The following is a 26,884-nucleotide window of genomic DNA, read 5'->3' on the forward strand; positions in this document are numbered from 1 at the left end:
ATCCTTATTTCTTGCCGTGAAGCGTGTGCACGCGGCGGATTGTTTTTGTTTTAGAACGCATTGTGATGGTTTCAGTTGTGATGCCTTCTGGTGTGTAGTGAACACCTTCAAGCATGGAACCATCTGTAACACCGGTTGCGGCAAAGATAACATCGCCCGGTGCCATTTCCATCATGCTGTATTTACGGTCGAGGTCTTCGATACCCCATTTTTTCGCACGAGCGCGTTCGTCATCATTGCGGAACAACAAACGACCCTGCATCTGACCACCTGTACAGCGAAGCGCTGCAGATGCCAGAACGCCTTCTGGAGCACCACCAGAACCCATATACATATCAATACCAGTTTTCGGGTCAGTTGTTGCGATAACACCAGCAACATCACCATCACCAATAAGGATAACTGGGCAACCCAGCTCACGCAGCTCAGCAATAAGCTCAGCATGGCGTGGGCGATCCAGCACACACACAGTTACATGGTGTATGGGCTTGCCTTTAGCTTCAGCAACAGCTTTCACGTTTTCTGTTGGTGATTTATCTAGATCGATCACGCCTTCAGGAAGACCGCCACCGACGGCAATTTTATCCATATACACATCAGGGGCGTTCAGAAGGCCGCCATCAACGGATACAGCAAGAACTGCTAGAGAGTTTGGGCCAGCCTTTGCACAGATTGTTGTCCCTTCAAGCGGGTCAAGCGCGATATCCACTTTCGGGCCACCAGAACCCACTTTTTCACCAATATACAGCATTGGTGCTTCATCGCGTTCACCTTCACCAATTACAACAGTTCCGTCGATTGGCAGTTCATTGAACGCAAGGCGCATCGCCTCAACCGCAGCAGCGTCAGCCGCTTTTTCATCACCGTGGCCGGTAAGACGGCTTGCAGCAATTGCAGCTGCTTCCGTCACACGTACCATTTCCAGTACAAACAGGCGGCTTAGGTTCTCTTCTGATGACATGTATCACGCTCCCACATCAGGCTTCAATTCGTAGCATTGTGGGGGTCTCTAGCACACATTCAAGATTTGTGAAATGGTTGAGTGTTTTTGCAATACAGGCTTCAACAGTCTCATGCGTAGTAAGAACGATATAAACACCGCCCTCATCGCATTTTCCGCGTTGTAGCATGCTCTTAATAGAAACATTATTTTCGGCAAGTACCGATGTGATATCTGCCATCACACCAGGGCGATCCTCCACGCGGAGCCGGATATAATATGTACCTAAGTGTTTTTCTGCAGGAATCGCAGGAAGTTCCTGTAGGTCGGCAACTGGGATACCGAGCGGTGCGTATGTATTACCGCGAGCAATATCAATTATGTCCGCTACAACAGATGACGCTGTAGGTCCTTCGCCGGCTCCTGCGCCTTCATAAACAGTCTGTCCCACGAAATCACCATTGATAACCACTGCATTGATCGCATCCATCACTTTTGCAAGCGGCGCAGAAAGAGAAACCATTGCCGGATGAACACGTGTTTCAATACCATCATCGGTGCGACGCGCCACACCAAGCAATTTGATTCGGTAACCAAGCTCTTTGGCGTAATCGATATCAACTGGTGCAATATTTCGAATGCCCTCTGTTGGCAAATTATCCATATCCGGTGCCGTACCAAACGCGAGCGCTGCTAGAATTGCTGTCTTATGGGCCGTATCAATACCGTCGATATCAAAGGTTGGATCCGCTTCCGCGTAGCCAAGGCGCTGCGCATCTTCCAGCACTTCAGCAAAACCAAGACCTTCGCGCTCCATACGCGTGAGAATATAATTACATGTACCGTTCAAGATACCGTAAAGGCCCGATACATCATTCCCGACAAGTCCCTCAGCGAGCGCTTTAATAACAGGAATACCACCAGCAACAGCAGCTTCATAACGAAGCGAGGCACCACTTTCTTCAGCAAGGCTAGCCAGTTCTTTACCGTGACATGCAATCAACGCTTTATTAGCCGTTACAAAGCTTTTACCGCGAGAAAGTGTTTCCTTTGCAAGAGCGTAGGCCGGACCATCGCTGCCACCGATAAGTTCGATGATAAGATCAACATCATCTCGGCTTGCCAGCTCAACTGGATTATCGCACCAAGCATAAGGCGTTAGATCAACGCCACGTTCGCGACCTCTGTCTCTCGCAGAAACAGCAGAAATTTCAATCGTTCGTCCACCCCGTGCGGCTAACATGGCATTATGGGTTTCCATAATTTTGATAACCCCAACACCAACTGTACCCAGACCAGCTATGCCTACCTTAAGAGGCTCCTTAGATGATGAACTCATTGAACTTTCCAATTTTACTTTGATTTACTGTTGTTACGTTTTCGCCATGCCTCAAGGTGCATGTCTTTATCTGTCATAAATTTCTTGATATTTCGGATAGCCTGCCGAATGCGTTGCTCGTTTTCCACAAGGCCAATACGCACATAACCTTCACCATATTCACCAAAACCAACGCCTGGTGATACGGCCACTTTTGCATGTTGCATCAATAATTTAGCAAATTCCATCGAACCCATCTCTATAAAGTCGTCAGGAAGCGGTGCCCAGGCAAACATGGTCGCCTTTGGGCTCGGCACATCCCAACCTGCTGCTGCTAAACCTGAGATCAATGTATCTCGGCGGGCTTTATAGATTTGACGATATTCTTCAACACAATCCTGCGGGCCGTTCAGTGCGGCAACGGCTGCCACCTGGATAGGTGTGAAAGCACCATAATCCAGATAGCTTTTCACACGAGTAAGTGCCTCAATCAGCTTCTTATTACCCGCCGCAAAACCTACGCGCCAACCAGCCATCGAATATGTTTTCGACAAACTTGTAAATTCAACCGCAATATCCTTAGCGCCTTCCACCTGTAGAATGGACGGCGGAGGATTATCATCATCAAAATAGATTTCTGAATAGGCTAAATCGGAAAGTATCCAGATCCCTTTCTCTTTACAGAAATCAACAACTTCCTTGTAGAAATCTAAATCAACAACTTCAGCCGTTGGATTTGAAGGATAACATAGAATAACAGCACTTGGTGTAGGTACACTGTGCTGAACTGCATGTTTGAGTTCTGTCATAAAATCCAGATCTGGCCCAAGCGGCATATGGCGGATAGAAGCACCAGCAATCATAAATCCGTATGGGTGGATTGGATAACTTGGATTTGGCGAAAGAATCACATCTCCCGGTGCAGTAATCGCCTGAGCAAGGTTCGCGAGCCCCTCTTTCGAGCCTAGTGTTACAATATTTTCGCTATCAGGATCGATATCAACACCAAATCGGCGTTTATAATATGCTGCGTGAGCTTTTCTTAAGCCGGGGATACCTTTGGACATTGAATAACGGTGTGTAGATTTATCATCCACCGTTTCCTTAAGTTTTTCCACGATATGTTGAGGGGTTGGCAAATCGGGATTTCCCATCCCAAGATCAATAATATCCTCACCACGGGCTCGAGCCTCTGCTTTCATTGCATTAATTTCTGCAAACAAATAAGGCGGCAAGCGGCGGGTACGATAAAATTCTTCTTTAGTCATGGTGCACTCAATTAACATTGTAGCCCTAAGGCAAATTCAGGATTACTTCCTACGTGTTCTCTCTAAGCTATGCAAACTCAAAGAGCAACGATAGGAATGATTTTATTTATTTTTTGAAATTATATTACCTTATCTGATCCAAAGATACAGATACACTGCACCTGTTAAGCAGGCAGTAATACTAGTTTTTGAGAAATTACTTAGCCGCGCGCAAGGCGGCATCGGCGATTGCAAGCGCGGCTTCAACCTGCTGCATAATTGCCATATCGAAATCAGACCGCACTTCCTGAACCGCACTCTTTGACTGCTGGCGCAGCGTTGCAAGCTTATAGGCAGTGTCCATACGAGCTTTTTGAATGTTTGCTAACTGCATTTCCGCTTTAACAAGTTCATTACGAACACTTTCAACAGCCTGCACATCACCAATCTTGCTGGTAATCGAATCAATACGCTGCATGTTAAAGGTATATTGCTCAGTAAGCTCAACAAGACGTTCCTGAAGATGTTCTTCAGATGCAGAGCATTCAGATTTAGCTGCTTTACGCTCCGCCGCTAAACGGTTTGATTCGGAAAGAACAAAGCTTGTTGTATCAAACAAAACATCTTGATCTTGAGACGCAGTAAGGGAAGTTCCCGCTGTGAACAGCAGGCTGGACGCGATAGCAATTTTACCAATCGTGCGCACGGTATTTCCCCATGTGAGTGCGTTTACAACCTGATAATGCTACACAATTACATAAATTACAAGCGACAATTACATACTAAACTAATTACTTAGAAAATAAAAAGCGCCCCAATAGAGCGCTTTTTAAAAATTGATGCCAAGAACTTATTTATCTTTGTTCTTTTGCTTCTGTTTCCGCTTTTCTTTTTCAGCGAGTTCTTTCTCTAGTCGTGCTCGGGTCTTTGCTAATTCTTTTTCCGCCTGCTTGATAGCTTTCAATTGATGCTTTTCAATATCCTCAAGCTCACGCTCAGCATCCTTTAGAGCACGAAGGCGAATTGCCCTAATCTCACCGTCAGTTTGAATATCAAGTTCAATATCAAGCTCTTCAAGTGCTTCTGCCAATTCTTCACGCGCTTCATTGATATCTTCAATCACCTCAATACGCATTTCAGAAAGATCACCTTCCTGCTCATGCAAATCGCTCAAAGCTTCATGGAGAGCTTCTGTATGTGCGCGTTCAATTTCAATACGGTGACGACTTGTGAAAACGTTCTGCACATGCTCTTCAACCATCGCTTCCTTCGCAGTCATCAATCCCTCAAGGGCCTGCTCAAGTGCCTCGCGTTCAGCTTTGCTTTTAGTTTTCTCAAGGCGTTTCTCAACCTTGGCAATAGACTTTTCAAGCTTTTCAAGTGCTTCTTTCTTTTCCTGCGGGTTACTTACCCAGCGGCGCACTTGAATGTTTGGCGATTTCCGTTCAACCACCACATGAATATCACTGTCCGTATCTACGACAACCGGACGCCCAGTCTGGATGATTTTAATGGTCTTTTTATGCTTGGCTTTTTTTTCAGCCTTTTCCTCTTTGACCTTTTTATTATCATCATCACCGTAATAGATACCAGCTGCTCCTGCTGTTGATGCAAGAGCAAAGGCAGACACTGTCAAGCCTGCGATCAAACCAGCTTTTCGTGTAAAATTCTTAACCACTTCAAACCTCCATATGCTGTCAAACCGCTGCCTCGCTTATTTCGTTATTCAGCATCACGGCTTTGTGAATTTACCTTGCACCCACGCAAAAAAATATCACACTGAATAGCGACAAACAGTGTGATACTTGCGGTAAATAGCCATTTAACAGGCTTTTATCAGCTAACAGCCAATAAAAGTGCAGCTACACGCCTATCTTCCATTCGTAGAACATTAAACGTACGAGCGGCAGCGCCAGTATCCATCAGTTCGTATGGATACCCTTTTTCCTCAAGATATTTTCGCAGAGTAGCGGGGAGCAGGTTCATTCGCTCCCCCGTTCCTATAAGAATAAATTCTGGTTTATTCGGTGCAGCAAGAACTGAAGCAAAATCATCTTCCGCCAGATCAAGCAAGGATGTTGCTGTTACAGGATGAAAACCATCCTCGAGCACAACCACACTGCCTGCCACCTTAACGCCTTGTAAGCGGAAGCCGCCATCTCCATAACCATCTACAAGGAGAAGGTCTTCCTCTCCTTGTAGTTCCATATGAACACCACCGGATTGAAACTTATCAACCACGCCTTTTCCTTTAACTAGAATTGTTCAAATGGGCTTGGACGAGATTTATCTACCGTTGGGTCATTATCATCATCGTCATGGATCAACGTTTCGCTACGCACTTTAAGGAATACCAGCATTGGTGAAGCTACGAATACAGAGCTGTATGTACCTACAAACACACCCCAGATCATCGCTGCAGTGAAACCACTGATGGATGGCCCACCGAAGAAGAACAGAGCAAACAATGCAAGAAGTGTTGTCACACTTGTCATGATCGTACGCGCCAGTGTTTGGTTGAGCGACATATCAATAACATCTTCAAGTTCTCTCTTGCGGAACTTACGAATATTCTCACGCACGCGGTCATAAACCACAACTGTATCGTTCAAGCTGTAACCAACAATAGTTAGAAGCGCTGCGATAATAGAAAGGTTAAATTCAAGCTGTGTGATAGAGAAGAAACCAATTGTCAGCAATACGTCGTGAACAAGCGCAATTACAGCACCAAGGCCAAACTGCCATTCAAAGCGGAACCAGATGTAAATCAAAACCATAAGAACAGCGATCGTTACCGCGATCGTGCCTTTTTGTTTCAATTCACCCGAAACACTTGGGCCGATAACATCAGCTTCACCCATCTTAAGCGTTGGGATCTCTTTTGAAAGTGTATCACGTACAAGGTTCAACGCATTATTTTGCGCTTCAGAACCGCCTGGCTGGCGAACAATACTGATCATTGCATCTGTTGGATCACCAAATTCCTTTACCTTGATATCACCAAGGCCAAGGCTAGACAGCGTTGAACGAATCTTTGGAATATCCGCATTACCTTCTTGGGATTGAACCAGCAGGTCGACGCCACCCTGGAAATCAATTCCGTAGTTCAGGCCACGTATGAAAAATAGTAATGCAGAAGCAAGGATCATTACCATTGAGAAGGCGAGTGCAACCTTACGCATTCCCAGAAATTTAATGTTCGTGTTATCTGGAACGAGACGTAAATTCATCAGTCCCCTCCTTAAATTGGCAATCTGGCTGGGCGCGCGCGCTTAAGCCAGAGCGATAGAATAAAGCGAGTAAGAACAATCGCTGTAAACATGGATGTAAGAATACCTACAGCCAGTGTTACCGCGAAGCCTTGCACAGGCCCTGAACCGAGAAGGTAAAGAACCGCAGCCGCAATAAACGTGGTGATGTTTGCATCAATGATAGTAGAGAACGCTTGACCATACCCCTGCTCCATGGATTGGAAAGGGTTCTTGCCCATAGTTTGTTCTTCCCGGATACGCTCGAACACAAGCACGTTCGCATCCACCGCCATACCAATTGTCAGTACAATACCTGCAATACCAGGCAACGTAAGTGTTGCCTGAAATAGGCTAAGTGCACCCATAATAAGGATAAGGTTAGTGATCAGCGCCACATTAGCTGCAAGACCAAAGCGGCCATAACTCACGACCATGTAAACGATAACTGCAATGAAACCAATCATAGAAGCAAGCTTACCGGCAGCAACACCATCAGCACCAATATCAGCACCGACAGTCTTCTGCCGCTCCACCTGCAATTTCACAGGCAGTGCACCGGATTTCAGAAGCGTCGCTAATTCTTGAGCAGCAGTAATATCACCCATATTGGTAATTTGGCCAGAACCACCCAGAATTGGGCTTACAATGCGTGGAGCACTAATTACCAAGTCATCAAGCACAATTGCAAAAGGACGACCAATGTTATCCTGCGTGTGCTTGGCGAAACGTTTTGAACCAGATGTATTAAAAGCAAATGAAACTGCAGGCTGGCCACGATCATCAAATGCTGGAGCTGCATTGGTAAGATCATCACCAGCGACAATTTCGCGCTCAAACACTACGATAGAGCCGCCATCTTTCATCGGCAAAATCTTCTGATTTGATCGAATACGTCCAGCTTCAATATCTGTAGCAGAAATATTTGTCGCCACATCATGGAAGGACAGTTTGGCTGTTTTACCAACAAGATCAATAATCGCTTTAGGATCATCAGCTCCCGGTACTTCAAGGATAATACGGTTATTACCTTGTGGCTTCAGGGTGATCTCCTTTACACCTTCAGGGTCAACACGCTTGCGAATTACCTCTATAGAGCGTGCGATTGCGTCACGCTGCTGTGCAATAACACCTTGCTCGGTAAGTGTAAGACGGAAAGAAGCACCATTATTTTCCATGGTTACTTCTTGAACGCCACCACCAAGAGGGCTGGTACCAATTTGCGCTTGTGTAAGTGGGCGTAGTTTCTGTTTTGCCAGTTCGATCATATCATCGTTAGCAACATCAAAAACCACTGAGTTATTATTGGTTTTAATCCGACGGAAGGAAAGTCCTCGCTCGGCAGAACGAACCGCACGCACTTCATCAGCAAGCTTTGTAAGCCTTGCTTTCACAACATCTTCGGTCTTCGCTTCAAAAAGAATATAAACCCCGCCTCTTAGATCAAGGCCAAGGCTTAGTGCTTTCGAGGGCATATAGTCTGGCAAGCTTGCTCGCTGCTCTTCCGAAAGAAAGTTCGGAACAGAGGTAAGAATGCCCAGGAATACTACAGCCAAAATCATCAGCACTTTCCATTTTGGAAAGTTTAGCATGACGTGTCCCCTAAATACTTCAAGCCCGGTACTAGACCGGGCTTGGTAACTTCAATTACTTGCTGTCAGTTTTCACTGGCTCGTTTTTGCTGCGCACTTCTGTAAGCGTGCTTTTCACAACACGCACGCGCACATCATTTGCCAGTTCAACTTCAATTTCATTCTCATCTTTTACTTTAGTAACCTTACCAATAAGACCACCAGCAGTTACTACTGTATCACCACGAGAAACATTGTTCACCATTTCACGGTGATCTTTCATTTTCTTGTTCTGCGGGCGCAGAATAAGGAACCAGAACACAACTACGATCAGAACAAGTGGAAGCATTGTATCAAACAAGCTTGGTTGCGGTGCAGCTTGTGCAATAACCGGCAAAGAAAACATATGGTTAAACCTCTTCTAAAGGGAAACTAGCGCCCCGATATAAATCTCATGGCGGGACTATAGCTTTCTCAGGCTTAAATGCAACAGCAGCCTCGCTTAAAAGCAGTTCCCGTGGTATGTCCTGAACCCTAAATGGTAAACGGGAAAAGGTGATACAAGTGGCAACATTCTCGAAAGATTCTGATGAAGCACTTATCCATGCTGTAACTGCACTTGCTGAAGCAATCTCAAAACAATCTTCGCCTTCAATTGTCTTTCCAGAACAATCTGATGCTCAAGCATTTGTTTTTTCACCAGAAACCAATAACTTGCGAGCAGTAAAAAACATCGCCGCACCAAGGTTGGATCTTTTACTTGGTATTGACCGCACAAAGAACACTCTCCTTGAAAATTCACAGCGATTTGCAAAAGGTTTTAGCGCAAATAACGCACTATTGTGGGGTGCGCGAGGTATGGGAAAAAGCACTCTCATCAAAGCCATTCATAATCACCTAGTTCAGGAATTTGGAAAAGAGGCACCATCTCTTGTTGAAATTCATAGAGAAGATATTTCAGAACTTCCTGAACTTATGAATGTGCTTCGTGCGTCAAACCGTACCTTCATTCTTTTCTGCGATGATCTATCCTTCAATCGACCGGACCGGGATTTCAAGGCTCTTAAATCAGTCCTCGAAGGAGGGCTTGAAGGCAGGCCAGATAACGTGATTTTCTATGCCTCTTCTAACCGACGTCACCTTCTGCCTCGTCAAATGGCTGATCAAGAAAGCGCTATCGGTATTCACCCTAACGAATCTATGGATGAAACCATCGCCCTTTCAGATCGATTTGGCCTGTGGTTAGGTTTTCACGCGGCAGATCAGACAGACTATCTAGCCATTATCGAAGGCTATATCGCAGAATTTCAGCTAAACCCAAGGCATGACTGGAAACATGATGCGCTCGAGTGGGCAAAAACTCGGGGCAACCGGTCAGGCAGAACTGCTTGGCAATATGTAAATAATCTCGCCGGTGAATTGGAACAGAAAATCAAATTCTGATCTAACTTGAAAGATGCCGTAGCGGATCAAGTGCTCGGCGGCCTTTTCTGATTTCAAAATGAAGCTGTGGGCTTGCAACACCGCCTGTTGAACCGACACGGGCTACAACTTGACCTTTTTTCACTCGCTGGCCCTGACGCACAAGAATACGTTCATTATGCGCATATGCTGTAACCCAGCCTTCAGCATGCTTCACTAAAAGAAGGTTTCCATAACCTTCAAGCGCATTAGATGCATAAACCACCACTCCAGCTTCAGCGGCTTTCACTGGTGTACCAGCCTTTGCAAGAATATTAATACCGTCATTGTGAAGCCCTCCTTCACGAGGACCAAAGCGAGAGGCTATTTTGCCAGTTACGGGCCAAACGAAGCCAGAACTTGTTCTTGGCGGCGGTGTTGGTATCGCAACCGAACGACCTCTCGGGCGAGGTTTAGGTTTTGTTGTTATCACAGGAGTACTAGAAGCTACCTGTGTTGAGCCAGCAGTTGCCCCGCCTGGAAGCTTCAGTTTTTGCCCTACACTCAATGTGTATGGTTTACGAATACTGTTCACTCGCATCAATGAGGACACAGTCACCCCATACCGCCGCGAAATACTGTAGCCCGTTTCCCCTCTTTTCACCACATGCACGCGGGCACTTGGCACTTGCAAGCGCTGTCCAACCGCGAGTGCATAAGGCGCACGCAATCGGTTTGCGGTAATCAAGGAACGTACCGGCACCCCAGTACGGCGAGAAATAGCATAAAGCGTATCGCCTTTACGCACAGTAATGGTACCAGCAGAAGCCTGTACTAAAGGTGTGGGAGTTGATCTTGGTCGAGATGAGCTAGCTGTCTGCCTACGTGGTGCAGTTTGAACGGTTTTCTTGCCGCTATGCGCTCTACGCGGGTTCCATTTAGGATCCGGGAGAGGAAGCGGTGCGTGACGGATATTATAAACAGGTTTAACTGCAGCAGGATCAAACGTATTCCCAGAAGAACACGCTGAAACCACCAAAGCGGAGATAACCGCCAATACTGTGCCTGTTTGGAACTTTTTCACAAATCCTCCACCCTTGTCATAAGCAGAATAACCATATCTGCTCATAAGGGCAACAGGGAGAAACCCCTGTTATGTGAAGCTTTTTTCAAGCGCTGGCGCGATTGCTTTACGTGCCTTGTGATGAGTAAGATCAAGATGAAGCGGTGTAACAGAAATCCATTTCTCACGCACACTCTTGATATCAGTTTCATGTCCCGGAAGACCAACTTCACGGCCAAGGCCAAACCAGAAATATTTAAAGCCACGCGGATCAACACGCTCTTCGATGTTATTCCCAATCATCTCACGTCGGCCCTGCTCTGTTACACGTACACCTTCAATTTCCTCAGGTGGAAACGCTGGAAAATTCACGTTCATCAACACATCTTCAGGCCAGTCGACGCTTATCAGGTCACGGATAACATCCGGTGCAAACTTCTCAGCTGTTTCCCATTTGGTCGTTTGGTTCGGACGAATACATAAACTCAGCGCAATTGAAGGAATAGCGGCGAGCGTACCTTCCATTGCTACAGATACAGTCCCTGAATAAGTAACGTCTTCAGCAAGGTTTCCTCCCCGGTTAATACCGGAGAGGATAAGTGTTGGCAGATTATCAGCCATAATATGATTTACGGCCATCATCACACAGTCAGTCGGCGTACCGCTTACCGCAAAACGCTTTTCGCCGGCCTGACGCACACGGATTGGCTTTGTAAGGGTAAGTGAATGCCCTGCGCCTGATTGTTCGCTCTCAGGCGCTACAATCCATACATCGTCGCTCAGTTGGCGTGCAATCTTCTCAAGAATTGCAATACCCGGCGCGTTGATGCCGTCGTCATTTGAAATCAGGACACGCTGCGTGGAAATGGCCATGGCTTTATGCTCCGATCACATCAACGCCGCCCATGTACGAGCGAAGAGCTTCAGGAACACGGATTGTACCGTCCGCCTGCTGATAGTTTTCAATCACTGCAATCAGCGTACGTCCAACCGCAAGGCCTGAACCATTCAGCGTATGAACAAACGTGGTTTTCTTTTCACCTTTCGGACGACAACGCATTTTCATGCGGCGTGCCTGGAAATCACCCATAACACTACAGCTTGAAATTTCTCGGTAACGGCCCTGTCCCGGAAGATATACTTCCAGATCATATGTACGGCGCGCACCAAAGCCAATATCGCCTGTGCAAAGTTTAACAACACGGTATGGCAGGTGAAGGCGCTTCAACACTTCTTCTGCACAGCCTGTCATACGCTCAAGCTCTTCATCGCTTTGCTCAGGCGTTGTTACAGAAACCATTTCCACCTTTGCGAACTGGTGTTGACGGATCATGCCGCGTGTATCACGGCCCGCAGAACCAGCTTCCGCTCGGAAACACTGGCTAAGTGCTGTAAAGCGAAGCGGCAATGTTGCTTCATCAAGAATTTCACCAGAATGAAGGTTCGTTAGCGTTACCTCAGATGTTGGGATTAACCAATGATCTGTGGTCGTTTTAAAGGCATCTTCACCAAACTTCGGGAGCTGGCCGGTACCGTAGAGTGCGCTATCACGCACCATTACAGGTGTTACCATTTCTTCATAACCGTGCTCATTCACGTGCAGATCAATCATAAACTGGCCGATAGCACGCTCAAGGCGGGCAAGACCACCTTTCAACACTACAAAACGAGAGCCAGAAAGCTTCGCCGCACGTTCAAAGTCCATCATGCCCAGTGCTTCGCCAATATCGAAATGCTCTTTCGCATCAAAGTCGAATGCAGCAGGCTTACCCCACGCGCGAACTTCTTCATTATCTTCTTCATCATCGCCATCTGGAATATCGTCATAAACCATATTCGGCAGGCTCATTAGAAGATTATTAAGTTCAGCACCAAGCGCACGCTCTTTTTCTTCAAGATCAGCGAGCTTGGTTTTAAGTTCTGCAACTTCCGCCATCAGCGCTTGAGCTTCTTCCTCATTACCCTGCCCTTTGGCTTTACCAATAAGTTTTGATGCTTCATTGCGGCGGGCCTGTGCAGTTTGCGCTTCTGTCGCCAGCGAACGGTGATCCGAGTCCAGCTTCAGAATTTCAGCGGAGCGCGCTTCCTCACCACGGCGAGCAAGAGCAGCATCAAAGGCTTCTGGATTTTCACGAATGAACTTCAGATCAAACATTTTGGGATATCCCGTAGTTAATTTATGGCAAGAATGCCGTGATATTAGGTATTTTCAGCTTCTTCCTGTTCGCGTTTCTTTTCAGTCATCGCGATAAGAAGAATAGAAAGCTCATATAATAGCAGGATAGGAATGCCAAGTGCGATTTGGCTAATTGGGTCTGGCGGCGTTAAAAAAGCAGCAACAAGGAAGGTGCCAACGACTGTATATGCACGTTTTTCCCGAAGCCCTTGAGCTGTAACAATACCTGCACGTCCCATTAAGGTAAGAGCGACTGGCAGCAAGAATGCTACACCAAAGCCGAATATCATTTTCATGATAAGCGCGAGATATTCATCTACCTTCGCTTCCGCCGCAATCGCAATACCGCCGTTTGTTGCAGTTTGTTCAAAGCTCAACAAAAATTCCCAGGCAAACGGTATCACAACGAAATAGGCAAGCGACCCGCCCATTGCGAAAAGAACAGGTGTCGCCACCAGAAACGGTAGGAAAGCACGTTTTTCATTACTGTATAAACCCGGCGCTACAAACTTCCATATCTGGAGTGCAAGAAGTGGGAATGTCACGATAAAGGCTGCGTACAGAGCAACCTTTAGATTAACCACAAAACCTTCCAGAAGGCCTGTGAAAATCATCCGTGCACCTTCTTTACCTTCAGTCGCGACAACATAAGGGCGTGCTAAAATCTGAAAAATCTCTTCTGAAAAGAAAAGTGCAATACCAAAGGTAATAATCATCCCGATGAGCACCTTAATCAGACGACTACGAAGTTCTGTCAGATGTGAAAGAAGCGGTGCACGGCTCGCATCGATTTCAGTATCATCATCAATAATATCTGGTTTAGCAGCATCGCCATCAAATTTATCAGGGGTCATCATGCTTTATCCCCTTCATCTGATGGCTTTTTTTCTGCCTCTTCTGTCGCATCCGCAATCCCCTGAGCTTCACGCTCACGGTTAGCCATAATATGCTCAGTGATTTCCTCCGGGCTCATACCCGGGCGGAGACCTTCCTCCTTGCGGAGATCATTAAACGGATCCGCTTCACGCTCAGCTTCCGCAGCCAAGGTTTCGATACCATCACGAAACTCTGCCGTCAGCTCTCGTCCTTTACGAACGATGCCGCCAACAGCTCTCAGAAGTTTAGGCAGCTCTTTAGGCCCGACAACAATAAGCGCCAGTACCCCAACAATGAATATTTCCATTGCACCAATTTCAGGTATCATGGAATAGTTCCGCCTTTAAAAGGTTAGCTTTCAGACTTTTCTTTAATGTCTGTATTAACCTTTGTTGCTTCGCCTTCAATTGTTTTATCTTCAACTGACTTTGGCTCAGCAGCCTCTTCCTCTGCACCTTCTTTCAGCCCCTTACGGAAGCTCGTGATGCCTTTGGCAACATCACCCATCAGGCCAGAGATTTTACCACGCCCGAAAAGAAGAAGCGCCAATAGAACTACTAATGCAATTTGCCATGGTCCAGGCATAGTCTCACTCTCCATAAGCCGGAAATTCCGGTCATTTTATCACTAAAGCAACAGCCCCAGTTGCGTTGTTTCATTTGTAGGTTCTTCAACAGCCACATTTTCTTCACTAGCGGAAGGTGCTGCTTGAAGTTCCTCTTCTACTATTTCTTCATCCTGAAGATCACGTTCCTGCCGGATCTTTTCAGCGGCCTCGCGTTCAGATTTTGCGATTGCTTCCTCTAGATCAATTTGGTTGTCATCTTCTTCATCTTCAGTGCTCTTACCCGGCTCAGGTATGCCGCCCATCTTATCAAGAGCAACATCTACTGTATCCAGAAGGCCTGCCGCCTTAAGTTCTTTAAGCCCAGGTAAATCTTTAATAGATTCAATACCAAAGTGAATAAGAAATTCATCTGTTGTACCGTATGTTACCGGTCTACCCGGTGTTTTACGGCGCCCCATAAGTTTCACCCAACCCGCTTCTATAAGAACATCCAGTGTTCCTTTAGATATGGTAACACCGCGAATATCTTCAATCTCTGCTCTGGTCACTGGTTGGTGATATGCAATGATTGAAAGTGTTTCCACTGCAGCTCGTGACAGCTTGCGAGGTTCATCCACTTCCTTGCGCAGAAGAAAAGACAGATCGCTCGCTGTACGGAACATATATTTATCAGCCACAAGCACGAGGTTTACGCCGCGCGTGCTGTATTCTTCGATGAGAGCCTCAATATGGGCGTCTACTTCAACACCTTCTGGCATACGCTCCGCAATATCACTGGGCGACAACGGCTGTTCGCTTGCGAACAGGATCGCTTCCACCATTCTGCGATGTTCCATTTGCCTATCTGTCGTCTCAGTCATTCGTTGCAGTATCCCTGGTCGGGTCATCCTCATCCCGGTGTCTTAAATATATTGGTCCAAACGCTTCCATCTGGCGCAAATCAGCCTGACCCTGCCGCGCTAACTCTAGGCTTGCTGCGAACATGCTGGCAAGTGCAGACTTACGCAGTCTTTGATCTTTCAATTCTTCCGGAAGAAAAGTTGAAAGCGTTGACCATGTAAATGCAGTGCCAATCAGGTCTGAAAGGCGTTCGATCGCGTCTTCTAGCGCAAAAACAGGTCTGCGCTCAATTTTTATTTCGGTAACGGTGTGTTTTTGTCGATTATCCGCATAAGCACGAAGAAGTTCATAGAGCGTCACATCATACGCTCCATTCTTCATCAGCTTTAGACCTTCAGGAGCCCCTCGGCGGAAAACGTCCCTACCCATACGGTCACGTCCCATAATCTGGGCACCCACCTCACGCATGGCCTCAAGCCTTTGCAGACGAAGTTGTAGGCGGAAAGCAAGCTCTTCCGCACTTGGTTCTTCATCATTTTCTTCTTTTGGAAGTAGTAGGCGAGATTTCAGATAAGCAAGCCACGCAGCCATAACTAAATAATCGGCAGCCAACTCAAGCTTCAATCGCCTTGCGGCTGAAACAAACTCAAGGAACTGTTCCACCAGCTCAAGAATTGAAATTTGAGCCAGATCAACTTTTTGAGCGCGCGCAAGTGTAAGAAGTACATCTAGAGGGCCTTCAAAGCCCTCCATATGCAGTACAAGCTGGTTTGGATCACCCTCAGCGGTATCAATCCGCTCCTGTACCGGGCTATCCTCTTCAAACACTTCAACCATTAAACACCCACGAGTGACGCAACAAAATTCATCATAAAGAAAGCAGGATACACGATTACCATTGGTAATAGGAAGAATATCCCAAGCAGGATGAAAAACCCATATGGCTCAAGCGCTCTGAATTTCTGCGCAGCTTCATACGGCAGGTAATGTTCCAGCACTTTACCACCATCCAAGCCCGGCAAAGGAATAAGCCCAATGATGAAGAAGAAGGAAGAGAGCATTACACCCGCTTGTGCTGTTTGCGGCAGCCAATCTTGCGGTGTGAACCCGAAACTACCGCTGAAACGCCAAATATATGCCCAGAAAATAATCATCGCGAGCAAAGATGCTGGGCCAGAGATAGCAACATAGAGAAGGCCCTTATTGATATCTTTGAAGTTGCCCGGGTTAATCTGAATTGGCTTCGCCATTCCAAAAAGGATCGGTAGCTGTAGCACAACAAAAGCTACAACAGGTACCACGCCTGTCCAGATGGGGTCAGCATGAACCAGTGGGTTGGCGGATAGCCTACCGCTTTGTTCAACACTCCAATCGCCCATTTTGTGTGCAACATATCCTCTGAGCGCCTCACGCCATGTAACAGCAAGCAAAAACGGCAATGCCATAATGCTTACTTCGTAAAGCTTTTGATTCAGATCAAACACTTAATCAACTTTCTAAAACTTCGACATTAATTCTTCAAGACGACGCTTCACGTCGCCTCGGTCAATCATTGGTGCCTGTTCAACATCACGTACCAGATTGGCAATACGCTTTTCCAACCCAGCATCAATCCCGTGGCATACAGACGCGACCTCTTCCATCTCAGCCATATCGCCATTGCAGTGAAGAAGCAGATCACATCCCGCATCCAGCGCTTCTTTTGACCGTTCCGCAAAGCTGCCAGACAAAGCTTTCATAGAGAGATCATCTGTCATCAAAAGCCCAGAAAAGCCCATTTTCATACGAATAGTACGCGCAATAACCTGCCGAGAAAGCGTGGCAGGCTTTTCACTATCAAGAGCGCTGTACACAATATGTGCTGTCATCGCGAAGGGTGCGTCTTTAAGTGCCTTAAACGGAGCAAAATCCGTTTCTTCCAGTTCTTCAACAGATGCATCGACGACAGGAAGCTTCAGATGGCTGTCAACCATAGCTCGACCATGGCCTGGGATATGCTTCACAACAGGCAACACACCACCCTCTTGAAGAGCATCAACAGTGATTCTGCCGAGTGCTGCAACAAGGTTTGGATCACCTGAGAAAGCGCGATCACCGATAATAGCATCTGCTTCTTTTTGACGAACATCCAGAAGGGGCAAACAATTTACATTCACACCAACCTTACGGAGATCATCCGCCATAAGGCGACAATTCAAGCGTAATGCACTAGCTGCCAGAGTTGGATCTTTAAGCGCCATTTCACCGAAAACACCCATTGGTGGGTATTTACGCCAGTGTGGTTCTGTCATTCGCTGAACACGGCCACCTTCCTGATCGATCAGAACAGGCACCTTATGGCGACCTACAGAACGTTTCAAATCAGAAGTGAGCCTACTAAGCTGCGCTTTATCCTCAACATTTCGTGCAAAAAGAATAAACCCAGCAGGTTTATTCTTTTGGAAGAAAGCGAATTCAGCTTCTGTTAGTTCAGGGCCAGAACACCCAAATATAATCGGCTTCATACGACAGGCCTACGGGGTAACCACGATACAGGCCTGTTGCCCTGCTCTCAATGCTAAACAAGTTTGATCCGCTTCAGCACGATTATCAAACGGACCAACACGAAGACGATAAAGTGTACGACCACCAGTATCCACAGATTCGTATATGGAAGATTTCTCTTTTAAATATTCGTAAAACTTACCCCGGATACCAACCCATGCCCGTTTTGCACTAGGCTCTGAACCATAAGCGCCAAGCTGGATACGGAATTTACCTTCCATAATATCAACTGGCTTCTCTTCAACTTGAGCAGGTGTTTCGCTTGTCGTCACCTCAGGCTTAGGTTCTTCTTTCACTGGTGCTGGAGTTGATGCTTCCACCTTCGGCTGCTCTGCGGCTGCAGGCGTTTTATCACCCGTTACAGCAGCGACGATATCGCCAACCGGGTCTTCCGGTAGTTCCTCAACAGGTTTTTCAGGTTGTGCGCCCAGTTCCACGCTTTGTCGCGGTTTTGCACCATCAACCTGATTGAACACCTCTTTATCCTGATGTGCTACCTGCATTCCACCAACATCTGCTGGCTTTTCCTTAAATGCCGTTTCAGGTGCAGCAACATGCTTAGCCGGCTCTGAAGAGGCACTATCGTAAAGATACCAGATAACAGAAGCAAACAGAGCAATTGTAACAACCGCGCCAACACCTGTTGCGATCCAAAGCTTTTTGGACCCCATCACTGATGCCGTCTGTTCCTCTTCATCTTCAGGAACCGGCTGCAACCACGGCGGAATATCTTTTTGCCCGCCTAACCCTGTTTGCTCTTCATCATTCATCTTAGCGCATTTCCTCTACAGGCGTTACACCCAGCACTTCCAAACCGCTTGCAATAACAAGAGCTACACTGCGAATAAGCGCAAGACGTGCTTTTGTCATTTCTTCATCACCATCAATGATGAAGCGAAGGGACGGATTATCATTACCTTTATTCCAAAAAGTATGGAACTCAGAAGCAAGATCATAAAGGAAAAAGGCAATTCTGTGTGGCTCATGCGCTTCAGCAGCAGCTTCAACCATACGAGGCCACGCAGCACACTGCTGAATCATCGCGATCTCACTTTCATGAGAGAGTTTTGACACATCAGCTCCAGCGAGTGCTTCATCAGACGCATCCAGATCAGCAAAAGCAACCTGTGCTTTACCGATTACAGAACAGATACGCGCATGCGCATACTGCACATAAAATACCGGGTTATCCTTTGATTGCTCAGTTACCTTAGCAAAATCAAAATCAAGCGGTGCATCGTTCTTACGTGTAAGCATGATGAAACGAGTTACATCACGACCTACTTCATCAACCACATCACGCATGGTAATGAAATTACCGGACCGTTTTGACATCTTGAACGGTTCACCATCACGGAACAGGCGCACAAGCTGACAAAGCTTCACATCAAGATCGCCATCTTCCGCAAGGCCCTTAACCGCTGCCTGCATACGCTTCACGTAACCACCATGGTCAGCGCCCCAAACATTAATCATGTTTTTAAAGCCGCGCTGATATTTATCATAGTGGTAAGCGATGTCCGCGCCAAAGTAGGTATAATCACCGTTTGATTTCTGCAGTGCACGATCAACGTCATCACCAAAATCAGTCGCTCGGAACAAAGTTTGTTCACGGGCTTCCCAATCGTCAGGCTTTTTGCCTTTTGGTGGCTCAAGAACACCTTCATAGATATGGCCACGCTCGCGCAAATCAGCGATCACTTCATCAATACGGCCTGATTTATGAAGCGTTTTCTCAGAGAAGAATACTTCATGCTCAACACCAAGAACCTTAAGATCTTCCCGGATCAAGTCCATCATTGCGTCTGTCGCTTCATCACGGATGGTTTCGATCCATTCGCTTTCATCAGCATCAAGCCATTTATCGCCGTATTTTTCCTTAAGCATTTCACCAACAGGGATCAAATATTCACCTGGGTAAAGGCCTTCAGGAATAGCACCAATATCACGGCCATGAGCTTCGCAGTAGCGCAGGTAAGATGAACGAGCGAGCACATCGATTTGTCCGCCTGCATCATTAATCAAATATTCTTTGCTAACTTTAAAGCCTGCTTTTGACAGAAGGTTAGAAAGCGCATCACCAAACACAGCACCGCGTGTATGGCCCACATGCAGTGGTCCAGTTGGGTTTGCAGAAACATATTCCACGTTCACTGGCTCACCAGCACCCATTTCGCTTGAACCAAACGCCTTACCATCTTTAAGGATGGTCAGAACCTGATTTTGCCAGAATGAAGACGCAAGGCGAAGGTTGATAAAACCTGGGCCCGCAATTTCAACAGCATCAACATCGTTCAGGCCTTCAAGCCTCGGTGCCAGCAGCTCTGCAATATCGCGCGGCTTACGCTTCGCCTGCTTTGAAAGCACGAGGGCTGCGTTTGTTGCAATATCACCGTGGCTCGCATCCCGTGGCGGCTCTACAGCGATATTTTTAGTATCTAGTGTTTCAGGGAGATCGCCCGCCGCACTAAGGGCTGCAAGCTCAGTATCAATAATTCCCCGAAAGTGGGTAAAAACATTCATAGCGTTACTCTTGAAAGATCGAATAGTTTCGCGTGCTCGCGGAAAGCAAAACGGTCTGTCATACCGCCGATAAAATCGGCTACCACACGGGCAGTTTCAGCAGACATCGGCTCACCGGCACGTTCGCTCCATTCGGTTGGCAAACATTCTGGCTCGGAGATATACAGATCAAATAGATCTTTCACCACCCTTTTTGCCTTACTTGCCATACGATTTACCAAATAGTGGCGGTACATTTTTTCAAACAGGAAGGTTTTCAGCTCTTTTACAGCGATGCCCATGTTTTTACCAAAGGCAATAGTTGGCTGACCAGCATTCCTGATATCATCCGGGCTTTGCGGGTCCAGGGCCTTGATTCTACGCGTACTTTCCACCATCAAATCGCCAACCATTCGGCTGATCATACGGCGAACAAGTTCGTGAATCAGAATATCACGCGGCGCGTTTGGATAGGTAAGCATCACTTCATCAATGATTTGCGCTACAATTGGAATATTCTTGAGCTCATCAAATTCGATAAGGCCTGCGCGCAAACCATCATCCAAATCATGGCTTGAATAAGCGATATCATCAGCAATTGCAGCAACCTGTGCTTCACCTGATGCATATGTGTGCAATTCCAGATCAAACTCAGGCAAGAATTCCTTAAAACCAAAAGGTAGTTCCTTTGGTGGGTTCTTATGATCAATTGGGCCATCTACAAGTGGGCCGTTATGCTTAGCCAGACCTTCTAGCGCTTCCCATGTAAGGTTCAGGCCGTCAAACTGAGCATAGCGATGCTCAAGCTTTGTAAGCTGACGCAAAGACTGTGCATTATGATCAAAACCGTCATGATCTTTCATACATTCATTGAGAACCTGTTCACCAATATGCCCGAAAGGCGGATGACCAAGATCATGTGCTAGCGCAAGTGCCTCGCCAAGATCCTCGTTCAAATGCAAGGAACGACAAACAGAGCGTGCAATCTGCGCTACTTCAAGCGAATGTGTAAGGCGCGTACGGAAATGGTCACCTTCATGGTAAACAAATACCTGTGTTTTGTGCTTCAAGCGCCGGAAACTTGAAGAATGAATCACTCTATCCCTATCGCGTTGATAACAGCTTCGGGACGGCACTTCAGGTTCTTTACACAAGCGACCTCGGCTTTGGGAAGGTATACATGCATATGGTGCAAGCGTTTCTTCATAATTAACCAAGGTATCGGTCATTAGTGTCTCCCTGAATCTATAAATTTTTGCTTATTGCAATAAGTTTTTCAGCACAGTATCCGCCCACATAAAAATGAGCAATAGCTAACGCCTAACTCACCGCAGGAAAATTGTATACAATTCGTTAACAATGTCGTTGCTCGTTAATATTTTATTAACTATACTATAAAAATGATTAGTAACTGTTTTACATATGACGCTCTCGCTAGCGCAGTAAATGTGGATTTTCAAAAACGCATTTTAGCGCACTGGGAAGATATTCGACAGAGCAGGAAGTTCCCTTCAAAACAGGATTTCCGACCACAGAATTTCTCACGTTATCTTCCACAGTTAGCGATTGTATCCTTCGATGATACCAACTTCTCAGATCGCCTGATTGGATCAACAGTGATCGAAATGCTGGGATATGCCATGGGTGCCCAGTATCAGGAAGACACGCGCCTGGGCTACAACAGCCAGGCTTTGCGGCATGTGTTAGAGACATCAAAAAAAGAAGCGCAGCCGCTTTATTTTACTGGCGAACTTTCGGAAAATTCCATTTCGCCTGTTGAGTTTTGTGCACTGGCACTTCCTTTTAGCTTAAAAAGTGACAAAGACGAATTCGATACAATCATTCTAGCTTTCGAATTCCAGAAGAAATCCCTCCTGCACACACTTAAGCAAGCATAATCATACTTTTTTTGTCATGTAATTTGATTATTAAGCTTCATATGCTTACATATGGCTTGAATACTTCATTATTTGACGTTGGCAGAGTATCATGACCGAACAAGCAACTCCTGTTTCAATTAGCGAAAACGCAGCTAAACGCGTTGCCGCTCTTATTGAGCAACAAGGAAACCCAAACCTGAAATTACGCCTTTCTGTATCTGGTGGAGGGTGTAGCGGTTTCCAATACGGTTTTGAATTTGATGAAGAACAGAAATCTGATGATATCGTTGTGGAGCGTGATGGTGTAACCATGCTTGTTGATGGTATGTCCCTGCTCTATCTAATGGGTTCAGAAGTAGATTTTGTTGAAGACCTTGTTGGTGCATCATTTCAAGTGGTGAACCCTAATGCTACAGCGAATTGTGGCTGCGGCTCATCCTTCTCCATTTAAATCAAGGACCACATCTGTGAAAATTGCTACCTTTAACATCAACGGCGTTAAAGCACGCCTTCCTCGTGTTCTTGAATGGCTTGAAGAATTTAATCCTGATGTTGCCTGCCTACAGGAAATCAAAAGCATAGATGAAAACTTTCCGCGTCTTGAATTTGAAGAAAAAGGCTGGAATGTAGAAACCCATGGGCAGAAGTCCTTTAATGGTGTTGCAATCCTTTCAAAACACCCGATTGAAGATATCATGCGTCGTCTGCCCGATCTTGACGGTAGTGAGTGCGAAGAAGATGAGCAAGCGCGCTATATTGAAGCCACGGTTAAAGGTGTGCGTGTAGCCTCTATTTACCTTCCAAACGGTAATCCACGTCCCGGCCCGAAGTTTGATTATAAGCTCAGCTGGATGGATCGTCTTATCAAACGCGCAGAATACCTGAGAACACTTGAAATTCCTGTTGTTCTTGCTGGCGATTATAATGTAATTCCATTTGATGAAGACTGCCACAACCCCGCTGCATGGACAGAAGATGCTCTAACCCAACCGGAAAGCCGGGCACGCCTGCGTACGCTATGGAATATGGGATACACAGACTCTATCCGCCAGATCACACCTCGCGGACCAATGTATAGCTACTGGGATTTCCAGCGAGGCGCATGGCAAAAAGACCACGGCATCAGAATTGATCACCTGCTTCTATCACCACAGGCTGCTGATATTCTGAAAGATGCCAAGGTGGACCGCATACCACGTGGTAAAGAAAAACCAAGCGACCACACGCCTGTTTGGGTAGAACTAGATATCGCTTAAGAAATATGATGCCTAAGCATTAAGCCTCAGGCGTCAACAGTTTCGTATTTCTGACCTTCACGATTATTCTGCGGCTGACCAAGCTCTGCTTGGCTCGGTGTTACATACTCATCGATGTTTACGATCCGGTTCTTTGAATCTACGTGCACTGCACGGGATACACGGCCAGGAAGATCTTTGGCAGGAACAAACTCATACCCCATAATGATAGCTAGATCCCCCTTGGAAAACTGATGTGCAGCTGCCCCATTTAGACAAATCACACCAGAACCTTCGGTACCTTCGATCACATAAGTGGTAATACGCTCGCCGTTAGTGATATTCACTACATCTACTGCAGTGTTCGGCAAAAGTCCCGACGCACGCAGTAAAATTGGATCAACAGTGATTGAACCAATATAGTCAAGCTCAGCACCCGTGATTGTTACACGGTGAAGTTTGCCGTACATAAACTGCCTAAGGGCACCATCAAAAACTAGATTACTCACGCTATGAGTTCCTCTGCCAATACACATGCATCATCACACATGGCGCGATATGGCGTGATTAAGGGTGAAGGTCAAGGAAAAGAGAAAAATATTCATACTCTTTAGAATGCAGGCAATAAAAAAGCCGGGAAAATCCCGGCTTTTTAGGTTGTTTATCTAATAAAGTTAAGATTGATCATCTTCAGCATCAGCTTCCATCACAGGAGCAGCACTTTCAGCTTGATCGTTTTCCATAAGGCAATAGCTAAAACGAATGCCATGCGCAGCAGGAACAGCAAAACTCACGAAGATACCCAACACCAATTGCACGATCCAAACAAGAGACAGAAGACCTGCATAATTCATCAAGATTGTTGGAACGAGAATGATGGAATAAATCAGGATAAGTACAATAGCAAAATCAATCGTGTGCGGATGATTAAGCGCTTCCTTATCTTCTCCTAGCGCAGTATTCGTCAGATTTGATGATACCAGAGAATAAATCACACAGCTGATAATAACTTGTACTATCGAGAAAACACCACTGCCTTGCGCCGCATTGGGATCATTTATATCAACCAAGCCAACAGTGGAGAACACAAACATAGCCACAAAAGAAGCAATCGCGATAATAACACCGACAAGCAAAAATTTAATCATGTTCACAACAGCAGCGACAATCGCCTGCCCAACACTTTCAAAAGCAATGCGGTCTACACCAAGAGCAGCGAGCCTCACCCAGCGGTTAAACACGTGTGCAAAAAATATCGTCATCGCCAGAACAGCAATGAGAAGAGGGAAAGCAATTGCACCTATGGCATCAATATCACTAGCTAACAGCTTTTCGTTAAGTTCTTGCAGACCAGCCTGATCAATACCGCCAACAAGCATCAGCACAACAAAAACCGCTACCGCAACAATAAAGCCAGCGATCATCCAGCCAATACTTTTCAACACTTCCATTGGATATGCCAGCGGCAATCCTACAGCTTTCTTAAATACATCAATTGTTGGAAAATTATTTTCCACGGCATGCTCCCCAGCCAAATTAATAGTTGGCTAACGCTACAAGAGGATTGTCCGTGTTTAAAGCTTTAATTGAAGCAATCTATGGTAGCTTCCTTACAGCCCCCATACTAGCCGATGTTGTAAGTGCTGCATACGCCTTAAGCGCAGTGGTTACCTTACGTGTACGCACTTCAGCAGGTTGCCATGCTGTCTTACCTTTAGCTTCCATCTCAGCTCTGCGTTTGTTTAACTCTTCATCAGAAACACGCATATTGATGCTTCGGTTAGGAATATCAATTTCTATGACATCACCTTCTTCAACCAAGCCAATGGCACCACCTTCCGCAGCTTCAGGGCTTACATGCCCGATGGAAAGACCACTGGTTCCACCAGAAAAGCGGCCATCAGTAAGTAGCGCACATTCTTTTCCAAGCCCCATAGATTTCAGGTAACTGGTTGGATAGAGCATTTCCTGCATACCCGGTCCGCCACGTGGGCCTTCATAACGAATAATAACCACATCACCAGCAACAATCTGGTTATCGAGAATAGCATCTACAGCACTATCCTGACTTTCGAAAATCCTAGCACGGCCAGTAAATTTGAAAATACTTTCATCCACACCTGCTGTTTTCACAACACAGCCATCTTCTGCGATATTACCAAACAGAACTGCAAGGCCGCCATCCTGCGTATAGGCATGCTCCTTAGCGCGGATACAGCCATCCGTACGGTCTAAATCTAGTGCCTCATATCTTTTGTTCTGACTGAAGGCTATTTGTGTTGGCACCCCACCTGGCGCTGCCTTAAAGAAATGATGAAGGTCGGCATCATCACTGCGCACAACATCACAGCGATCAATAGCCTCACCAATCGAAGATGAGTGAACTGTTGGGCAATCACGATTGATCAAGCCAGCACGCTCAAGTTCACCAAGAATACCAAATACACCACCTGCCCTGTGTACATCTTGTATATGGTATTTGTTGGTTGCTGGTGCGACCTTACAAAGGTTCGGCACGACGCGGGACATTCGGTCGATATCACTTACGGTAAAATCAACTTCACCTTCTTGGGCTGCAGCCAACAAATGAAGTACCGTATTCGTAGAACCACCCATAGCGATATCGAGTGCAATAGCATTTTCAAATGCACTAAAATTAGCAATAGAGCGCGGTAACACGCTTTCATCACCTTCTTCATAACGCTTGCGGCAGAGATCAACGATCAATCTACCTGCTGTAAGGAAAAGCTCTTTCCTGTCCACGTGTGTCGCAAGCGTTGTTCCGTTACCCGGCAAGGAAAGTCCAAGAGCTTCTGTAAGACAGTTCATACTATTTGCAGTAAACATACCGCTGCAGGAACCACATGTGGGGCATGCGGACCGCTCAACCAGATCAACTTGCTCGTCAGATACATCAGGCTGCGCGGCCTGCACCATGGCGTCTACCAGATCAAGCTTGTGAGTTTCGCCGTCATAGTCCGCTTCGCCTGCTTCCATCGGTCCACCAGATACAAACACCGCAGGGATATTCAGCCTAAGAGCCGCCATTAACATACCGGGCGTAATTTTATCGCAGTTGGAAATACATACGAGCGCATCAGCACAGTGAGCATTCGCCATATATTCCACGCTATCTGCGATAATCTCACGGCTTGGCAGGCTATAGAGCATACCGTCATGGCCCATGGCGATGCCGTCATCCACTGCAATAGTATTAAATTCTTTTGCTACACCGCCCGCGGCTTCAATTTCTCTGGCAACCAGTTGCCCCATATCTTTCAGGTGTACGTGCCCCGGTACAAACTGCGTAAAACTGTTGGCGACAGCGATGATAGGCTTCTTAAAATCCCCATCTTTCATGCCTGTAGCGCGCCACAAAGCACGAGCGCCAGCCATATTCCGGCCATGGGTGGATGTTCGGGAACGATATTTCGCCATGATTAGCTCCAGATAACACAAAACTCTGACAGATTTG

General features: G+C 46.4%; 29 protein-coding genes. 4 read left to right on the forward strand and 25 right to left on the reverse strand.

The genetic code is table 11. The features are described 5' to 3' along the window. Positions 1-4: 4 nt before the first annotated feature. The 9 genes from glpX to yajC form a co-directional block, all read right to left on the reverse strand. The gene (glpX, locus tag KFE96_RS12560; RefSeq protein ID WP_247020449.1) at positions 5-961 is read right to left on the reverse strand and encodes a class II fructose-bisphosphatase; all 957 of its coding nucleotides are present in this window, start codon (positions 959-961) and stop codon (positions 5-7) included. A gap of 16 nt (positions 962-977) precedes the next feature. Then, entirely contained in the window at positions 978-2,279 is a 1,302-nt protein-coding gene (locus tag KFE96_RS12565) for a homoserine dehydrogenase (protein ID WP_255832904.1), read from the reverse strand. A gap of 14 nt (positions 2,280-2,293) precedes the next feature. Next, positions 2,294-3,526: an LL-diaminopimelate aminotransferase gene (locus KFE96_RS12570; protein ID WP_255832905.1), complete on the reverse strand. Its 1,233-nt coding sequence runs from the start codon at positions 3,524-3,526 to the stop codon at positions 2,294-2,296. A 196-nt stretch (positions 3,527-3,722) separates the two neighbouring features. Further along, entirely contained in the window at positions 3,723-4,211 is a 489-nt protein-coding gene (locus KFE96_RS12575; protein WP_255832906.1) for a hypothetical protein, read from the reverse strand. Positions 4,212-4,355: 144 nt separating this feature from the next. After that, positions 4,356-5,183, reverse strand: a complete 828-nt coding sequence (locus KFE96_RS12580) for a hypothetical protein (RefSeq protein WP_255832908.1) — start codon at positions 5,181-5,183, stop codon at positions 4,356-4,358. A gap of 158 nt (positions 5,184-5,341) precedes the next feature. Further along, positions 5,342-5,746, reverse strand: coding sequence for an Mth938-like domain-containing protein (locus tag KFE96_RS12585; protein ID WP_255832910.1), 405 nt, complete (start codon positions 5,744-5,746; stop codon positions 5,342-5,344). Between the two features lie 14 nt (positions 5,747-5,760). After that, positions 5,761-6,735 (reverse strand): protein translocase subunit SecF, encoded by a 975-nt coding sequence (gene secF / locus KFE96_RS12590; RefSeq protein WP_255832912.1) that lies wholly within the window; start codon positions 6,733-6,735, stop codon positions 5,761-5,763. An 11-nt stretch (positions 6,736-6,746) separates the two neighbouring features. Beyond that, positions 6,747-8,345: a protein translocase subunit SecD gene (secD, locus tag KFE96_RS12595; RefSeq protein ID WP_255832914.1), complete on the reverse strand. Its 1,599-nt coding sequence runs from the start codon at positions 8,343-8,345 to the stop codon at positions 6,747-6,749. Between the two features lie 55 nt (positions 8,346-8,400). After that, positions 8,401-8,730: a preprotein translocase subunit YajC gene (gene yajC / locus KFE96_RS12600; protein WP_255832915.1), complete on the reverse strand. Its 330-nt coding sequence runs from the start codon at positions 8,728-8,730 to the stop codon at positions 8,401-8,403. A 158-nt stretch (positions 8,731-8,888) separates the two neighbouring features. Between yajC and KFE96_RS12605 the strand changes: the two genes are divergently transcribed. Further along, a complete protein-coding gene (locus tag KFE96_RS12605) occupies positions 8,889-9,767 on the forward strand; it encodes an ATP-binding protein (protein ID WP_255832917.1) in 879 nt (292 codons plus the stop codon). Position 9,768: 1 nt separating this feature from the next. Here KFE96_RS12605 and KFE96_RS12610 read toward each other — a convergent pair whose 3' ends face one another. The 13 genes from KFE96_RS12610 to KFE96_RS12670 all read right to left on the reverse strand — a co-directional run bounded on the left by KFE96_RS12610 (position 9,769) and on the right by KFE96_RS12670 (position 21,523). Then, positions 9,769-10,809: a M23 family metallopeptidase gene (locus tag KFE96_RS12610; protein WP_255832918.1), complete on the reverse strand. Its 1,041-nt coding sequence runs from the start codon at positions 10,807-10,809 to the stop codon at positions 9,769-9,771. A gap of 69 nt (positions 10,810-10,878) precedes the next feature. Next, positions 10,879-11,661 (reverse strand): 5'/3'-nucleotidase SurE, encoded by a 783-nt coding sequence (surE, locus tag KFE96_RS12615; protein ID WP_255832919.1) that lies wholly within the window; start codon positions 11,659-11,661, stop codon positions 10,879-10,881. 4 nt (positions 11,662-11,665) lie between these two features. Then, positions 11,666-12,943 carry a serine--tRNA ligase gene (serS, locus tag KFE96_RS12620; RefSeq protein ID WP_255832920.1) on the reverse strand — a complete coding sequence of 426 codons (1,278 nt, stop codon included), beginning with the start codon at positions 12,941-12,943 and terminating at the stop codon, positions 11,666-11,668. A 44-nt stretch (positions 12,944-12,987) separates the two neighbouring features. Beyond that, positions 12,988-13,821: a twin-arginine translocase subunit TatC gene (gene tatC, locus KFE96_RS12625; RefSeq protein WP_255832921.1), complete on the reverse strand. Its 834-nt coding sequence runs from the start codon at positions 13,819-13,821 to the stop codon at positions 12,988-12,990. Next, positions 13,818-14,168: a twin-arginine translocase TatA/TatE family subunit gene (locus KFE96_RS12630; protein ID WP_255832922.1), complete on the reverse strand. Its 351-nt coding sequence runs from the start codon at positions 14,166-14,168 to the stop codon at positions 13,818-13,820. The genes tatC and KFE96_RS12630 overlap by 4 nt, the downstream gene beginning before the upstream one ends. A gap of 23 nt (positions 14,169-14,191) precedes the next feature. Next, positions 14,192-14,425, reverse strand: coding sequence for a twin-arginine translocase TatA/TatE family subunit (locus KFE96_RS12635; RefSeq protein ID WP_255832923.1), 234 nt, complete (start codon positions 14,423-14,425; stop codon positions 14,192-14,194). A 42-nt stretch (positions 14,426-14,467) separates the two neighbouring features. Further along, positions 14,468-15,268: an SMC-Scp complex subunit ScpB gene (gene scpB / locus KFE96_RS12640; protein WP_255832924.1), complete on the reverse strand. Its 801-nt coding sequence runs from the start codon at positions 15,266-15,268 to the stop codon at positions 14,468-14,470. Beyond that, the gene (locus tag KFE96_RS12645; protein WP_255832925.1) at positions 15,261-16,085 is read right to left on the reverse strand and encodes a ScpA family protein; all 825 of its coding nucleotides are present in this window, start codon (positions 16,083-16,085) and stop codon (positions 15,261-15,263) included. The genes scpB and KFE96_RS12645 overlap by 8 nt, the downstream gene beginning before the upstream one ends. Then, positions 16,085-16,732, reverse strand: a complete 648-nt coding sequence (locus KFE96_RS12650; protein ID WP_255832926.1) for a site-2 protease family protein — start codon at positions 16,730-16,732, stop codon at positions 16,085-16,087. The genes KFE96_RS12645 and KFE96_RS12650 overlap by 1 nt, the downstream gene beginning before the upstream one ends. Positions 16,733-16,744: 12 nt before the next feature. Beyond that, the gene (gene nagZ, locus KFE96_RS12655; RefSeq protein ID WP_255832927.1) at positions 16,745-17,752 is read right to left on the reverse strand and encodes a beta-N-acetylhexosaminidase; all 1,008 of its coding nucleotides are present in this window, start codon (positions 17,750-17,752) and stop codon (positions 16,745-16,747) included. Between the two features lie 9 nt (positions 17,753-17,761). Then, positions 17,762-18,562 (reverse strand): SPOR domain-containing protein, encoded by an 801-nt coding sequence (locus KFE96_RS12660; protein ID WP_255832928.1) that lies wholly within the window; start codon positions 18,560-18,562, stop codon positions 17,762-17,764. 1 nt (position 18,563) lies between these two features. After that, the gene (gene argS, locus KFE96_RS12665; protein ID WP_255832929.1) at positions 18,564-20,315 is read right to left on the reverse strand and encodes an arginine--tRNA ligase; all 1,752 of its coding nucleotides are present in this window, start codon (positions 20,313-20,315) and stop codon (positions 18,564-18,566) included. Continuing rightward, on the reverse strand, positions 20,312-21,523 hold the full coding sequence (locus tag KFE96_RS12670) for a deoxyguanosinetriphosphate triphosphohydrolase (RefSeq protein ID WP_255832930.1): 1,212 nt from the start codon (positions 21,521-21,523) through the stop codon (positions 20,312-20,314). Before KFE96_RS12670 ends, argS begins: the two co-directional genes overlap by 4 nt. A 219-nt stretch (positions 21,524-21,742) precedes the next feature. Here KFE96_RS12670 and KFE96_RS12675 point away from each other — a divergent pair, with 219 nt between their 5' ends. The 3 genes from KFE96_RS12675 (at position 21,743) to xth (ending at position 23,430) form a co-directional block, all read left to right on the forward strand. Next, positions 21,743-22,192 carry a PAS domain-containing protein gene (locus KFE96_RS12675; RefSeq protein WP_255832931.1) on the forward strand — a complete coding sequence of 150 codons (450 nt, stop codon included), beginning with the start codon at positions 21,743-21,745 and terminating at the stop codon, positions 22,190-22,192. 91 nt (positions 22,193-22,283) lie between these two features. Next, positions 22,284-22,625, forward strand: coding sequence for an iron-sulfur cluster insertion protein ErpA (gene erpA / locus KFE96_RS12680; protein WP_247020495.1), 342 nt, complete (start codon positions 22,284-22,286; stop codon positions 22,623-22,625). Between the two features lie 16 nt (positions 22,626-22,641). After that, positions 22,642-23,430 (forward strand): exodeoxyribonuclease III, encoded by a 789-nt coding sequence (gene xth, locus KFE96_RS12685; protein WP_370650590.1) that lies wholly within the window; start codon positions 22,642-22,644, stop codon positions 23,428-23,430. A gap of 26 nt (positions 23,431-23,456) precedes the next feature. Here xth and panD read toward each other — a convergent pair whose 3' ends face one another. The 3 genes from panD to ilvD all read right to left on the reverse strand — a co-directional run bounded on the left by panD (position 23,457) and on the right by ilvD (position 26,847). Further along, positions 23,457-23,918, reverse strand: coding sequence for an aspartate 1-decarboxylase (panD, locus tag KFE96_RS12690; protein ID WP_255832933.1), 462 nt, complete (start codon positions 23,916-23,918; stop codon positions 23,457-23,459). Positions 23,919-24,083: 165 nt separating this feature from the next. After that, positions 24,084-24,926 carry a hypothetical protein gene (locus KFE96_RS12695; protein ID WP_255832934.1) on the reverse strand — a complete coding sequence of 281 codons (843 nt, stop codon included), beginning with the start codon at positions 24,924-24,926 and terminating at the stop codon, positions 24,084-24,086. 79 nt (positions 24,927-25,005) lie between these two features. Next, positions 25,006-26,847 (reverse strand): dihydroxy-acid dehydratase, encoded by a 1,842-nt coding sequence (gene ilvD / locus KFE96_RS12700; protein WP_255832935.1) that lies wholly within the window; start codon positions 26,845-26,847, stop codon positions 25,006-25,008. Positions 26,848-26,884: the final 37 nt, after the last annotated feature.

Source organism: Kordiimonas sp. SCSIO 12603, assembly GCF_024398035.1.
Taxonomy (GTDB): domain Bacteria; phylum Pseudomonadota; class Alphaproteobacteria; order Sphingomonadales; family Kordiimonadaceae; genus Kordiimonas.

What these genes read in the sequence shown, in the direction of transcription:
- serS (WP_255832920.1), bottom strand. Translation starts at nt 12,943, where the DNA reads ATGTTTGATCTGAAGTTCATTCGTGAAAATCCAGAAGCCTTTGATGCT.
- tatC (WP_255832921.1), bottom strand. Translation starts at nt 13,821, where the DNA reads ATGATGACCCCTGATAAATTTGATGGCGATGCTGCTAAACCAGATATT.
- ilvD (WP_255832935.1), bottom strand. Translation starts at nt 26,847, where the DNA reads ATGGCGAAATATCGTTCCCGAACATCCACCCATGGCCGGAATATGGCT.
- erpA (WP_247020495.1), top strand. Translation starts at nt 22,284, where the DNA reads ATGACCGAACAAGCAACTCCTGTTTCAATTAGCGAAAACGCAGCTAAA.
- argS (WP_255832929.1), bottom strand. Translation starts at nt 20,315, where the DNA reads ATGAATGTTTTTACCCACTTTCGGGGAATTATTGATACTGAGCTTGCA.
- nagZ (WP_255832927.1), bottom strand. Translation starts at nt 17,752, where the DNA reads ATGAAGCCGATTATATTTGGGTGTTCTGGCCCTGAACTAACAGAAGCT.
- glpX (WP_247020449.1), bottom strand. Translation starts at nt 961, where the DNA reads ATGTCATCAGAAGAGAACCTAAGCCGCCTGTTTGTACTGGAAATGGTA.
- KFE96_RS12635 (WP_255832923.1), bottom strand. Translation starts at nt 14,425, where the DNA reads ATGCCTGGACCATGGCAAATTGCATTAGTAGTTCTATTGGCGCTTCTT.
- scpB (WP_255832924.1), bottom strand. Translation starts at nt 15,268, where the DNA reads ATGACTGAGACGACAGATAGGCAAATGGAACATCGCAGAATGGTGGAA.
- secD (WP_255832914.1), bottom strand. Translation starts at nt 8,345, where the DNA reads ATGCTAAACTTTCCAAAATGGAAAGTGCTGATGATTTTGGCTGTAGTA.
- yajC (WP_255832915.1), bottom strand. Translation starts at nt 8,730, where the DNA reads ATGTTTTCTTTGCCGGTTATTGCACAAGCTGCACCGCAACCAAGCTTG.
- secF (WP_255832912.1), bottom strand. Translation starts at nt 6,735, where the DNA reads ATGAATTTACGTCTCGTTCCAGATAACACGAACATTAAATTTCTGGGA.
- KFE96_RS12660 (WP_255832928.1), bottom strand. Translation starts at nt 18,562, where the DNA reads ATGAATGATGAAGAGCAAACAGGGTTAGGCGGGCAAAAAGATATTCCG.
- KFE96_RS12630 (WP_255832922.1), bottom strand. Translation starts at nt 14,168, where the DNA reads ATGATACCTGAAATTGGTGCAATGGAAATATTCATTGTTGGGGTACTG.
- KFE96_RS12565 (WP_255832904.1), bottom strand. Translation starts at nt 2,279, where the DNA reads ATGAGTTCATCATCTAAGGAGCCTCTTAAGGTAGGCATAGCTGGTCTG.
- KFE96_RS12645 (WP_255832925.1), bottom strand. Translation starts at nt 16,085, where the DNA reads ATGGTTGAAGTGTTTGAAGAGGATAGCCCGGTACAGGAGCGGATTGAT.
- KFE96_RS12670 (WP_255832930.1), bottom strand. Translation starts at nt 21,523, where the DNA reads ATGACCGATACCTTGGTTAATTATGAAGAAACGCTTGCACCATATGCA.
- surE (WP_255832919.1), bottom strand. Translation starts at nt 11,661, where the DNA reads ATGGCCATTTCCACGCAGCGTGTCCTGATTTCAAATGACGACGGCATC.
- KFE96_RS12570 (WP_255832905.1), bottom strand. Translation starts at nt 3,526, where the DNA reads ATGACTAAAGAAGAATTTTATCGTACCCGCCGCTTGCCGCCTTATTTG.